This window comes from Nocardia sp. NPDC059228 (assembly GCF_042754245.1).
GTDB lineage: Bacteria > Actinomycetota > Actinomycetes > Mycobacteriales > Mycobacteriaceae > Nocardia.
On the sequence record NZ_JBHZAL010000002.1, the window covers coordinates 305,466 to 317,590 of the forward strand.

The 12,125-nt window shown below is 69.2% G+C and carries 12 protein-coding genes; 10 read left to right on the top strand and 2 right to left on the bottom strand.

Annotated features, from left to right (window positions below; translation table 11 throughout):
* The 5 genes from ACFXKA_RS05265 (at window position 1) to ACFXKA_RS05285 (ending at window position 3,680) form a co-directional block, all read left to right on the top strand.
* Window positions 1-732 carry a glucose 1-dehydrogenase gene (locus ACFXKA_RS05265; protein WP_354834892.1) on the top strand — a complete coding sequence of 244 codons (732 nt, stop codon included), beginning with the start codon at window positions 1-3 and terminating at the stop codon, window positions 730-732.
* Window positions 733-761: 29 nt separating this feature from the next.
* The gene (locus tag ACFXKA_RS05270) at window positions 762-1,577 is read left to right on the top strand and encodes an SDR family NAD(P)-dependent oxidoreductase (RefSeq protein WP_379382484.1); all 816 of its coding nucleotides are present in this window, start codon (window positions 762-764) and stop codon (window positions 1,575-1,577) included.
* Between the two features lie 278 nt (window positions 1,578-1,855).
* On the top strand, window positions 1,856-2,758 hold the full coding sequence (locus tag ACFXKA_RS05275; RefSeq protein ID WP_379426199.1) for an LLM class F420-dependent oxidoreductase: 903 nt from the start codon (window positions 1,856-1,858) through the stop codon (window positions 2,756-2,758).
* On the top strand, window positions 2,755-3,081 hold the full coding sequence (locus ACFXKA_RS05280; RefSeq protein ID WP_379426200.1) for a hypothetical protein: 327 nt from the start codon (window positions 2,755-2,757) through the stop codon (window positions 3,079-3,081). The genes ACFXKA_RS05275 and ACFXKA_RS05280 overlap by 4 nt, the downstream gene beginning before the upstream one ends.
* Window positions 3,078-3,680, top strand: coding sequence for a Dabb family protein (locus ACFXKA_RS05285; protein ID WP_379426202.1), 603 nt, complete (start codon window positions 3,078-3,080; stop codon window positions 3,678-3,680). Before ACFXKA_RS05280 ends, ACFXKA_RS05285 begins: the two co-directional genes overlap by 4 nt.
* A gap of 22 nt (window positions 3,681-3,702) precedes the next feature.
* Here the strand turns inward: ACFXKA_RS05285 and ACFXKA_RS05290 are convergent, their stop codons facing one another.
* Window positions 3,703-5,313 (bottom strand): FadD3 family acyl-CoA ligase, encoded by a 1,611-nt coding sequence (locus ACFXKA_RS05290; RefSeq protein ID WP_379426204.1) that lies wholly within the window; start codon window positions 5,311-5,313, stop codon window positions 3,703-3,705.
* 397 nt (window positions 5,314-5,710) lie between these two features.
* Here ACFXKA_RS05290 and ACFXKA_RS05295 point away from each other — a divergent pair, with 397 nt between their 5' ends.
* A complete protein-coding gene (locus ACFXKA_RS05295) occupies window positions 5,711-7,891 on the top strand; it encodes a pyruvate, phosphate dikinase (protein WP_379426206.1) in 2,181 nt (726 codons plus the stop codon).
* Between the two features lie 25 nt (window positions 7,892-7,916).
* Window positions 7,917-8,681 (top strand): tyrosine-protein phosphatase, encoded by a 765-nt coding sequence (locus tag ACFXKA_RS05300; RefSeq protein ID WP_379426208.1) that lies wholly within the window; start codon window positions 7,917-7,919, stop codon window positions 8,679-8,681.
* A gap of 22 nt (window positions 8,682-8,703) precedes the next feature.
* On the opposite strand, the gene ACFXKA_RS05305 is transcribed toward ACFXKA_RS05300, so the two are convergent.
* Entirely contained in the window at window positions 8,704-9,675 is a 972-nt protein-coding gene (locus tag ACFXKA_RS05305) for a LysR family transcriptional regulator (protein ID WP_379426209.1), read from the bottom strand.
* A 245-nt stretch (window positions 9,676-9,920) separates the two neighbouring features.
* On the opposite strand from ACFXKA_RS05305, the gene ACFXKA_RS05310 reads away from it, so the two are divergent.
* The 3 genes from ACFXKA_RS05310 to ACFXKA_RS05320 all read left to right on the top strand — a co-directional run bounded on the left by ACFXKA_RS05310 (window position 9,921) and on the right by ACFXKA_RS05320 (window position 12,095).
* Complete coding sequence (locus ACFXKA_RS05310; protein ID WP_379426211.1) at window positions 9,921-10,316, top strand: phage tail protein; 396 nt, start codon at window positions 9,921-9,923, stop codon at window positions 10,314-10,316.
* Between the two features lie 249 nt (window positions 10,317-10,565).
* The gene (locus ACFXKA_RS05315; RefSeq protein ID WP_379426213.1) at window positions 10,566-11,597 is read left to right on the top strand and encodes a MauE/DoxX family redox-associated membrane protein; all 1,032 of its coding nucleotides are present in this window, start codon (window positions 10,566-10,568) and stop codon (window positions 11,595-11,597) included.
* Between the two features lie 69 nt (window positions 11,598-11,666).
* Entirely contained in the window at window positions 11,667-12,095 is a 429-nt protein-coding gene (locus tag ACFXKA_RS05320; RefSeq protein ID WP_379426215.1) for a calmodulin, read from the top strand.
* Window positions 12,096-12,125 lie beyond the last annotated feature (30 nt).

The following is a 12,125-nucleotide window of genomic DNA, read 5'->3' on the forward strand; positions in this document are numbered from 1 at the left end:
ATGGGACGGGTTGATTCGAAGGTCGTCGTCGTCACCGGCGGTGCGCGCGGCATGGGCGCGGCCTTCGCCCGCAAGCTCGCGGCCGAGGGCGCGCGGGTGGTGATCACCGACGTGCTCACCGAGGCAGGCGAGGCCGTCGCGGCCGAAATCGGTGACGCCGCACGGTTCTTTCCGCTCGACGTGACCGACGAGGCGGCCTGGAACGACGTGGTCGCGCAGACCGAGGCCGCGTTCGGCCCGGTCTCGGGCCTGGTCAACAATGCGGGCATCGTGCACGTCGACCCGATCGAGAAGCTCTCGGAGGCCGACTACCGCAAGGTGATCGACGTCAACCAGGTCGGCGTGTTCCTGGGCATGAAGGCCGTGATCGGGTCCATGCGCCGGGCCGGGGTGGGTTCCATCGTGAACATCTCCTCGACCGGCGGGCTCATCGGTTACTCCAACATCCTGGGTTACGTGGCCTCCAAGTGGGCCGTGCGCGGCATGACCAAAACGGCCGCACAGGAATTCGCGGCCGACAATGTCCGCGTCAACTCCGTGCACCCGGGCATCGTGGCGACCGAGATGGTCGCGGCCTCCGAGCGGTCGGCGAACATCGCGGCCAATCAGCCCATCGCCCGCCCGGCCACTCCCGAGGAACTCGCCAATATGGTGCTGTTCCTCATCTCCGACGACTCCTCCTACAGCACCGGCGCGGAATTCATCGCCGACGGCGGCTTCACCACCCAGTAACAACTCCGCTGCGAGACAAGGAAACACCCATGAAGGACTTCCACGGCAAAGTCGCCGTAATCACCGGTGCGGGAGCGGGCATCGGCCGGGCGCTGGCCCTGGAGCTGGCCCGGAACGGCGCGCAGCTGGCGCTGTCCGGGCGCAATCTCGACAATGTCGCGGAGACCGTGGCGCTGTGCGAGAAGGAGGGCGCCAAGGCCCGCGCCTACAAGCTGGACGTGACCGATCGGGCGGCCGTGTACGCGCACGCCGACGAGGTGGTCGCGGATTTCGGCAAGGTCAATGTCGTCGTCAACAACGCGGGCGTCTCGCTGACCGCCAATATCGAGGAAGTCTCCTGGGAAGACCTGGAGTGGATCTTCGGCATCAACTACTGGGGCACCCTGCACGGCGTGAAGGCGTTCCTGCCGCACGTGATCGCCTCCGGTGACGGGCACATCGCCAATGTCTCCAGCATGTTCGGCCTGGTGGCCTGCCCCAGCCAGGGCGGCTACAGCTCCTCCAAGTACGCCATGCACGCCATCAGCGACGCACTGCGCCAGGAGATGATCATCGCCGGCTACAACGTGGGCGTCTCCAGCATCCACCCCGGCATGATCAAGACCGAGATCGCCTGGAAGGCCCGCGCCGCCGCCACCCGCGACCGCGACGACCTGGCCGCCAATTTCGACCGCTTGGCCCAGACCAGCCCCGAGGACTGCGCCAAGACCATCGTCAACGGCATCCGGAAGAACAAGCCGCTCATCCTGATCGGCAAGGACGCCAAGGCCATGAACATCATGCGCCGCCTGCTCGGCTCGGGCTACATGAAGCCCCTCACCGCCCAGATGCGCAAGGAAATCTGACCCACTCTCGGAGCTCCCGTGTCCCGGTGCGTTCCGCACCGGGACACGGACCGAGGAGTGGTGAGTGGTGCCCTGGTGGTCCCGCTTGTCGAGCCGCGCCCGCGTCAGCCCTGCACCGTACGGTGCAGGGCCAGCTGTCGTTGCGTGAAACTACCGCTGTGACATGGGATTTCGCTGGTCTCGGTGACCGGGACCGGGGCGATTTGTGACCCCGCTAACACGCCACGATCGGGGGGTGGCCCAGTGGCGGGTCGTACCCGGAAGGACGGAGGCGGCCGATGCGCATCGGCATGCTCATGCCATATCTCGAGGGTCTGGTGACCTCGGGCGGATTTCTGCGGGAGTTCGCGGCGGCGGCGGAGGAATGCGGGCTGGATTCGATCTGGACCGTGGAACACGTTGTGGTGGCACAGGATTACGAGCCGCTGTACCCGTATTCGCCCGACGGACGGATGCCGGGCGGGGATCTCGGGGTGCCGATGACGGATCCGCTGGAGACGCTGGCGTTCGTGGCGGCGGCGTCGAGCACCCTGAAGCTGGGCACCGCCATGGTGGTGGCGCCGCTGCACAGCCCGGTGGTGCTGGCCAAGCGGGCCGCCACCCTCGATCGGCAGTCGGGCGGGCGGTTGCTGCTCGGGCTCGGAATCGGCTGGCAGAAAGAGGAATACGCGGCGATCGGGGTGCCGTTCGAGGATCGCGGCGGACGCCTGGACGACTGCATCGGGGCCATGCGGGCGCTGTGGACGGAGTCCCCGGCCACCTATCAGGGCAAGCACGTGTCGTTCGAGAAGCAGTTCTGCCTGCCGCAGCCCGAACGGTCGATCCCGATCGTGCTGGGCGGCAACAGCGCTCCGGCGGTGCGGCGCGCGGCCCGGGTCGGGGACGGCTGGTTCCCGTACACCATCTCGTCGGAGGATTTCGCGCGCGGCGCGGACCGGATTCGTGAGTTGTCGCGGGAGGCAGGACGTGCCGAGGACGCGGTCGAGATGACCATCTGGCCGGGCTCCTTCGATTTCACGCGCGAGTTCGACCCGGGCTACGTGCGCCCCTACGTCACGGCGGGCGCGAGCCGCGTCGTGCTCACCCCGCCCATGTTCGGCCCGGAGTCCCTGCTCAATGGCGTGGAAAACCTTGCGGCCTACGTGGATCGGTATCGCAACGAGGTGGAGGCGAAGCTGTGAATCCCGCGACGGCTGTCCGCGTTGTCGACCGCATCGTCCTGCCCGCCGACCGTGCGGAGGACTGGCTGACCCGCTGGCGCAGCGACTATCTGCCGGGGGCCGCCGCCCGCGGACTGCGTTCGCCCCAGGTACTGCACGCGCACTCCGGCGCGGATTCGGTTGCCGTGCAGATCATCTGGGAACTGCCCGGCATCTACGACTTCTACGGCATGCGGGGCGCGGCCGCCGCTGATCCCGCCGTCTCGGCCTTCTGGTCGGACACCGACGCCGTCGCGCTGACGCGGGAGCGGCACGTCCTGGCGGTACAGGAGGAACTGTCATGAGCCGCTGGGTGATTCTCACCGCCCCGCCCGCCGGAGACGACGCGGACGGGCAGCTCGCCGCGCAGGCCACGGCGGCGACCGCCACCCCCGGGGTCACGCACTGCTCGGCCGGTGTCGATCTGCCCGGCAGCACGGGCGGACTCGGCGCGGTCTGGGATCTGGCCGCCGACTCGGCGCCCGCGACCGTCCTGCCCGTCCTGCCCGCCACCGCCGATGTAGTGCCACTGGCCCCGGTGAACGCCCGCGTGGTGCGGCTGGACGCTGCCCGTCGCATCAAACGCACCCTGCTGCTCACGGTGCGGTCCGGCACGGCTCCGGATACGGTGGCGCGCTTCGAATCCGACCTGATGGCCATGCCCGCGCACATCTCGGCCATCCGGTCCTGGTCGCTGAGCCGGGTGCCGGGCCACGGCCGCTGGACCCATGTGTGGGAGCAGGAGTTCGCCGACCCGGACGGGCTCAATGGCGACTACCTGCTGCATCCCTACCACTGGACGCATGTGGATCGCTGGTTCGACGGCGAGATCCCGGATTCCATCGTGGAACCGGCGATCGCGCACCTGTACCGCTGGGCCGACGGCCCGGTGCTGGGGAATTGAGCGAGCGGTGCTGTCGAACTGATCAGCTGGGATCGCGCAGCTGCTGTTTGAGCACCTTGCCGCCAGCATTGCGCGGGAGGTCGTCGACGAAGACGATCTCCCGCGGCACCTTGTAGCCGGCCAGGCGCGAGCGCGACCACTCGATGAGGGTGGCCGGATCGGTCGCGGCCCCGTCGGCGGGCACCACAACGGCGCGGCCGACCTCACCGAGCCGCTCGTCGGGGATGCCGATCACCGCGACGTCGCGAATATCCGGGTGCTGCAGCAGGACTCGCTCGATCTCGGCCGGGTAGGCATTGAAGCCGCCGACGATGAACATGTCCTTGAGCCGGTCGGTGATGCGTAGGTAGCCGTCGTGGTCGAGGGTGCCGACATCGCCGGTGTGCAGGTAGCCGTCCGCGTCGATGGCGGCGGCGGTGGCCTCGGGGTCGTCGAGGTAGCCGAGCATGACATTCGGGCCCTTGACGGTGATCTCGCCGGGTTCGCCCGGCGCCACCGGTGTGCCGTCGCGGTCGAGGATCCGGATCTCACTGCCGGACAGCGTCTTTCCGACGGTGCCCGCGACCAGTTCGGTCGGAGCGTCGGGCGGGCAGATGGAGACGACGCCGATGGATTCGGTGAGGCCGTACGCGGTGAAGACGTAGGGGACGCGCAGATCCTCGCGAATGCGCCGCACCAGTTCGGTGGGGATGGTCGCGCCGCCGGTCCCGGCCAGGCGCAGCGAGCCCAGCAGGTAGTGATCGTGCTCGGCGGCCAGCAGGTCGGTGAAAAGCGTTGGCGGCCCGGCCAGCACGGTGATTCGCTCGCTCTCGATGAGCTGCAGCGCCCGGGCGGCGTCGAAGCGCTCCATCGGGACCATGGTGGCGGTGCGCAGCAGGCAGGCCAGGATGCCGGCCTTGTACCCGAACGTGTGCGAGAACGGGTTCACCAGCAGATACCGGTCGCGCGGGCGCAGCGTCACCGCGTCGGCCCACTGCGCGAGCACCTCCAGGGTCTGCCGGTGCGTGGCGAGCACCCCCTTGGGCGCGCCGGTGGTGCCGGAGGTGAACAGGATGTCGGACACCGACTCCGGATCCACCCGGGCGGTGCGCTCGACCGCGGACTGCGGCTCGATCACGGTGCCGGGGGCCAGAAATCCCGCCCAGGAGCTGACGTCCCAGTCGGCCGCGTTCTCGCCGCGGGCGTCGTCGAGCAGGATGACATGTTCCAGATCCGGTAGGGGACGGCCGGATTCGGCCAGCATGGCCGGGTAGTCCGCGCCCAGGAACTCCTGGACCGTGCACACCGCCTTGACGTGGCTGCGGGCCAGCACCTCCGCGGTCTCCGCGCCGCGCAGCCGGGTGCCGATCGGCACCAGAGTCGCTCCCGCACCGAGCATTCCGAGCGCGGTCACGATCCAGCGCACGCTGTTGGGGGCCCACATGCCCACCCGGTCACCGGGTTCGAGCCCCGACGCCATGGCAGCCCGGGTCACCGTGGCGACATCGTCGGCGAGTTCGGCGAACGTCAGCCGCCCCGCCGGCCCGGCAATGGCCACCGCCTCCGGATAGCGCCGCGCCCGGTCCGCCACCAGTGCCGGAATGGTCGTCACGGGCCCGGCCGCGGAACTGCCGCCCGAGTGCCGCCGATCCATCCGCCCATCCTGCCCCAACCCGCAGTCCGCGTAGCCCATTTTCGACGCGCCATCCCGCTGACCGGGCTGTTCCGCCTCCCCGAGACTTCAGCGCACGGTTTGGGAGCCGTTGCCGGTGTCGCACGCGTGCCGGCGGTCGGGAGCGCCACCTATTTGGGGGTCCCCGGGGAGTTACCCCGCTCGGCGCGAGATCAGTTGTCGCGTTGGGCAACGTGCCGGGTGTGAGTGTCGGTGCTTTCATTCCGCTGATCGGGATGGGAGTTGGGTGTGGGCGCGCTCACCCGGCACGCTCGTTGAAGTGGTCCCGTAGGGGACGGGATGGATATTGCCCGGCAGGCCGCTCGAACAGCGGCGGAGCGCTGGAGTGCGAATGAATCCAGGACCTCGAAGGAGTGACATGACGGCCGGAACGGAGCTTGCGCAGCGTCTGGACCTTGCGGCGGGCGCGACCGTTGTCGAACTCGACGGCGCGTGCGGACTGTCGCGAGAGAAGATCGGCGGCAAGGCGTGGAGCATCGACCACATGCGGGCCCTCGGTCTGCCGGTGCCGCCCGCGTTCGTCATCACCACCGACGGCTGGGCCGACTACACGCGGCGCGGCGCCATCGCCGATGGGATCTGGGCCCAGGTGCTCGACGGTATCGCCATGATCGAGCGCGGCACCGGCCGTCGCTTCGGGTCGGCGGAGCGCCCGCTGCTGGTGTCGGTGCGCTCGGGTGCGGCCATCTCGATGCCCGGCATGATGGACACCGTCCTGAACCTCGGCATGACCGACGCGGTGCAGCAGGCGCTGGCCGTGGAGACCAGCAATCCGACCTACGCGCAGGACACCCGGCAGCGCTTCGTGCACCAGTACCGCGAGACCGTGCTCGGCGACGCGAGCGGCGCGGTCCCGGCCGATCCGTGGGACCAGCTGCGCGGTGCGATCGAGGCCGTGTTCCGGTCCTGGGATTCCGCGCGCGCCAAGACCTATCGCGCCAACCGCGGCGTGCCCGACACCCTGGGCACCGCGGTCACCGTGCAGGCCATGGTGTTCGGCAACCTCGACGAATTGTCCGGCACCGGTGTGCTTTTCAGCCGCAACCCCAATACCGGCGACGGTCCCGTCTACGGCGAGTGGCTGGTCGGCGGGCAGGGCGAGGACGTGGTGTCCGGCCGCCTGACCCCCCGCCCGCTCGACGAGCTGGCCGCCACCCAGCCCGCGGTGCACGAGCGGCTGATCGCCGCCGCGCAGCTGCTCGAGCACGACGGCCGCGATCTGCAGGACGTGGAGTTCACCGTCGAATCCGGCACGCTGTGGCTGCTGCAGTCGCGTCCGGCCAAGCGCTCGGCGCGGGCCGCGGTGCGCACCGCGGTCGCCATGGTCGAGGAGGGGCTGATCAGCGCCGACGAGGCCCTGGACCGGGTCACCGCCGACCAGGTGCGCGAGGTGCTGCGCCCCGCCTCCGGTGACACCGGCGGTCAGGAGCCCCTCGCCCGCGGCGAATCCGCCTGTCCCGGACTGGCTTCCGGCGTCGTCGTGACCGATCCCGACGAAGCCGAGGCGCGCGCCGAGGCGGGCGAGGACGTCATCCTGGTGCGCCCCACCACCAGCCCCGACGATCTGCACGGCATGATCGCCGCGCGGGCCATCGTCACCGAATTGGGCGGCACCACTTCGCATGCCGCGCTGGTCAGCCGGGAACTCGGCCGGCCGTGCGTGGTCGGCTGCGGGCCCGGCGTGGTCGCCGCGCTGACCGGCAGGTCCGTCACCGTCGACGGCGGGGCCGGGCTGGTGCTGCCCGGCGAGGTCGTCGCCAAGCCGGTCGAGCAGGCCGTCCTCGACGATGTGCGTCAGCTCGCCCAGTGGGCGGGCGTGACCGGCGAGCAGCTCGCCGACCGGCTCGAAAACCGCTCTGTCGCAGCGGAAGACGCCGAGTCCGCCACCGAGAACGCCGAGCAGGAAGAGGTTTCCGTGGACGCTCCCGTCACCGAGCTGGCCGTGCTGCGGCTGGTCGGCATCAAGGGCCGGGTGAACGCCGACAATCTGGCCGCCAGCCTGTTCGCCGACACCGCCGAGATCGCCTCCTGCTGTGAAGGTTTGGTGACCGCGGGCTACTGCGCCACCACCCCGGCCGGCTTCCGTATCACCCCCGAGGGCCGCCCGCGTCTGGAGCAACTGCTGGCCGAGGAGCGCGCGACCGTCGACGCGGCCGCCATGACCGCCGCCTACGACGAGTTCTGCGTCTTCAACGGCGACCTCAAGGTCATCATCACCGACTGGCAGATGAAGGACCCGGCCACGGTCAACGACCACGCCGACGCCGAGTACGACGCCTCGGTGCTGGGCCGGCTCAACGAGACTCACCAGCGCCTGCGCCCGCTCATCGGCCGCCTGGGCGGGCTCGCCCCGCGCCTGTCCCGCTACCTGGACCGCCTCGACCGCGCCGTCGAGCGCATCGCGGAGGGCGACCACACCTACGTGGCCCGGCCCATCATGGACAGCTACCACACCGTCTGGTTCGAGCTGCACGAAGACCTGATCGGCCTGTGCGGCCTGACCCGCGCGGAAGAGGCGGCGGCCGGCCGTGCCCACTGAGCCCGTCGTGACCACCGAGCCTGTCATGACCACTGATTCCATGCCCTCCCGCTGGATCGACTTCGCCCAGATCGACAATGTGCGCGACCTGGGCGGGCTCCCCGTAACCGGCGGCGGCACCACACGTTTCGGCATCGTGCTGCGCTCCTCCACGCTGCAGCAGGCCACCTGCGACGATCTGTCGCACCTGGTCGAGAAGCTGGGCCTGCGCACGGTCATCGACCTGCGCCTGCCCGACGAGGTGGAGCGCGAGGGCTACGGGCTGATCGCCGACTCCGGTCTGCGCATCGCCAACCTGCCGATCCGCAAGTCGCCGCAATCCTCGCTGGCCGCACGGGATCTGGTCCCCGACAAGACCCGCGTCGACCTGACCGAGCTGTACGGTCAACTGCTCGGCGGCAGTGGCGAGCACATCGTCGAGGCGGTTCGCCTCATCGTCGATCCGGACCGCCACTCGGTGCTGTTCCATTGCGCCGCAGGCAAAGACCGCACCGGCGTGCTCGCCGCGATTCTGCTGGACGCGGTCGGGGTCCCCGCCGAGGCGATCGCCCACGACTACGCCCTCACCAACGAGCGCATCCAGAAGGTCCGCGACCGACTCGACGCGCTCCCGTCCTACGAGGGCCTGCCGCAGACCAATACGGGCATCCTGGCCGTCTCCCCGGAGGTCATGCTCGGCTTCCTGAGGAACCTGCATGCCGAGCACGGCGGGGCCGCCAACTGGCTACTCGCCAACGGACTTTCGGAATCCGAACTCCAGCGTCTCCGCGAGGTCCTGATCGTCGCCTAGGCCTCGGGTCCCGGTCGCTACCTCAGGTCCCGGTCGTTCCAGCCTGCGGCAGCAGCGACCGGACCCCCGCCGGGAGGCCGCCGCTCGCGGCAGCCTCCCGGACGAAACTCTCCAGCGTCGCCCGGAACGCCCCGGCGGCGTGCGTGGGTGTGACGTCCTTGCGATGGGCGAGCGCGACCGTCCGGTGCAGTCCGCGGGACTCGCGGCCGCCGTCGCCCGACAGCGGAATCCCGCGCAGCCCAGGCCGTCCGGCCAGCACCGTGGATGGGACGACCGCGATCCCGAGCCCCACCTCCACGAACCGCAGCACGGCATCCATCTCGCCGCCCTCGACCGAGAAGCGGGGTTCGAACCCCGCCTCCCGGCAGGCCCCGATCGTCGCCTCCCTCAGGTCATAGCCCAGCCGGAACATCACCAGCGGCCGATCCCGCAGGTCCGTGATCCGCAGGTGCGGACGCTGGGGCAGCGAACTGTCGTCGACCCTGGCGGTGACCACCAGATCCTCGCGCAGGATCGGCGTGGTGGCCAGCGGGGTGTCCTCGCCCAGCGGCAGGATCACCAGCGCCGAATCGAGTGCGCCCCTGGTCAATTGCCGCACCAGATCCCGGGACCCACCCTCCTCCACCAGCAGCCTGATCCCCGGATACGCGTCGTGATACCGCCGCAGCGCATCGGCCAGCAGTCCTGAACACAGCGACGGCGTCGCCCCGAGTCGAACCCGCCCCCGCCGCAGCCCCGCAAGCTCCTGCACCTCCAGCCGCGCAGTATCCACATCCGCCAGAATCCGGGTAGCCAACGGCAACAACGCCTCACCCGCCGGAGTCAGCGTGATATTCCCCCGCGCCCGGCTGAACAGCGAAGCCCCGAGCTCGCTCTCCAGCGTCCGAATCTGCTTCGACAACGACGGCTGCGCGACCCCCAGCGCATCGGCCGCCCTGGTGAAATGCCTGGCCTGCGCCACAGCCAAGAAATACGACAACTGCTGCAACTGCACAGTCGATAGCCTAGAACTATGAACTCCGCGATTCCGATTCCGAGTCGATGATCACGAACACTCGTGCTCTCGAGCGGGGGCTGGTGGCGCATCGGGCGTGAGGTCGCCGCGTGGTGCGGACGCCGGGCGACCGTTGCTCGAGAAGACCGCAATTTCCCATTCCGGCGGCCCCGTCCACGCCGTACTCTCGAATGGCATTGCCTCATGAGCGAGAAACCAACCGGTTACGAATTCAGGAGGTCGACATGCAAACCCAGGACAAGATCAGCACGGGAATGTTCCGTATCGATCTGGACAGGTTCTTCATGGAGCAGGCGCGTCGCGTGGTGTCAGGTCTCGGCGATGGACGAGATGACCACCAGCGGGAGGCCGAGCAGCGTGAGGTGACCATCACCCGGAGCCCGGACAAGAGCGAGGTATTCGACCGCTGGATCCGGCAGTCGCTCAAGGACCCCCACGGCGCGAGAGCGACCATCACGATCACCGAGCTGGACAGCCATGGGGAGCCCGTGCTGGCGATCAGTCTGATAAATGCCTGGACTCGCTCATGGAACGTTCCCTCGCTCGAGGCCGGCAACGCCGGGCCGGCGAATGAGACCGTCACTCTCTCCTGCGACAGGATGAAAATCGAGCAGTTCTAGCCCGCGGCGCACCTACCGCCGCATGAGCTGTGCACGGTCACGAACTCGACGATCGGATCCCAGCCGGCGGTCTCGACTTCCACGAGGCCGCCGCGCTGGGGTCTCGGGCCACCCAGGGCATCGGCGTGCAGGCGCCGCTCTTGTCGTCGCGGCCGGACGATGACGTGTCCGACAGGCCTTCGCAACACCTCGAATACTCTTCCGGCGATTCTTTATTCGAATAATCGCTGATGTGGGAGGGTGCGGCCCATGCTGATCGAATACGGGGTGTGGGTTACGCGATTGGCGCTCGCCGTGGTGTTCGGGTTGTCGGCCTGGGGGAAGCTGGCCGATCGCGCCGGTACGCGGCAGGCGGTGGGGGAGTTCGAGGTGCCGGTGCGGTGGGTGCCCGCCGTGGCGTGGGGGCTGCCGGTCGCCGAGGCGGTGTTGGCGGTCGGCGTCATCCTGCCGTGGACGGCCGTCGCGGGGGCGGTCGGCGCGCTGCTCCTGCTGACGGTCTTCACGGTGGTCATGGTCGGCTTGTTGCGGCGCGGCAAGCGCCCCTCGTGCTCATGCTTCGGCGCGGCGAGTACGACGCCGATCGGCCGGCGCAGCATCGTGCGCAACGGAGTGCTGATGGTGCTCGCGGCGTCGGTCGTGTGGGGCGGGTTGGCTCGTTCCTCGGTGCCCGCCGGACTGGCTGCGGATGCCGCGACCGGGCTCGCGCTCGGTGCGCTGCTGTGCGGTGTCCTGGCGTGGCTGGTCGGCCAGGTCGGCGTGCTGCGGCGCAGGCTGGACGAGCAGGCGCTCTCGACGCTGGGTGCCGAGGGCCTGCCGGTCGGCTCGGTCGCCCCGGAGTTCGAGTTGCTCGACCTCGCGGGTGCCCGCACGAACCTCGCGGACCTGCTCTCGGGGGGCCGGGCAGTGCTGCTGGTGTTCGTGCACCCGGGCTGTGAGATGTGCGCCGCGCTGGCGCGTGAGCTGCCGCGGTGGCGGGCGCGCACGGCCATGACCATGGTCGTCGTCGGCAACGGCGATGCCGATGAGCAGGCCGTGTGGGGTGCCGAACAGGGTCTGGGCGAGATCCCGTCGCTGGTGCAGCAGGGCAACGAGGCGGCGCTGCGATATCGCGTCCGCGGTACACCGTCGGCTGTGCTGATCGACGCCGAGGGCCGGGTCGCCGCGCCCGTTGCGCGGGGCGCTATCGCGATCCGCGAGTTGATATTCGCCGGGAGATCGATCCGAGCCCAGCTTTCCTCTCGAAGCAACGGCCACCACGCCGCTAACCAGGGCCAGAACTGACCCGTCGGTCCGGTTACCACCGCCAGAAACCGGCTGGAAGTCCAAATCGATTGTCGCACAGAGAATTTCGTGTACACAGCGGTCTCGCGTCGATACGATGCTGAGTGCATCGATGCAGAACCGCGTACGAATCCCATCCACTACTTCTGGCAGGGAGATGTCATGGCGGACTTCGCATTCACCGATTACTCCGGCAAGGAATTCATCATCCGGCTCAATGACCCGCAACGCATCGCGGAAGCACGTCGGATCCTGTCCGGCGAGGAGCAGATGTCGATCCACGTCATGGGACGTATCAGGAAGCGGGTGGCCGACTACAACCCGGGTTGGAGCTTCCACCTCGACCCGGACACGATCAGCTTCTTCACTGTGGCGATCGAGGTCTGTGACTCGGCTATCTCCTATGTCGAGGAAAACCTGGACGAGGCTTGCGGCGCTTTCCTGCCGGGTTGCTTCTGGTGTCCGTGGTCGTCCCGACTCACCCGAGAGATCCGCTGATCGCGACGCCATCGGCGGCGGACCCCGGCC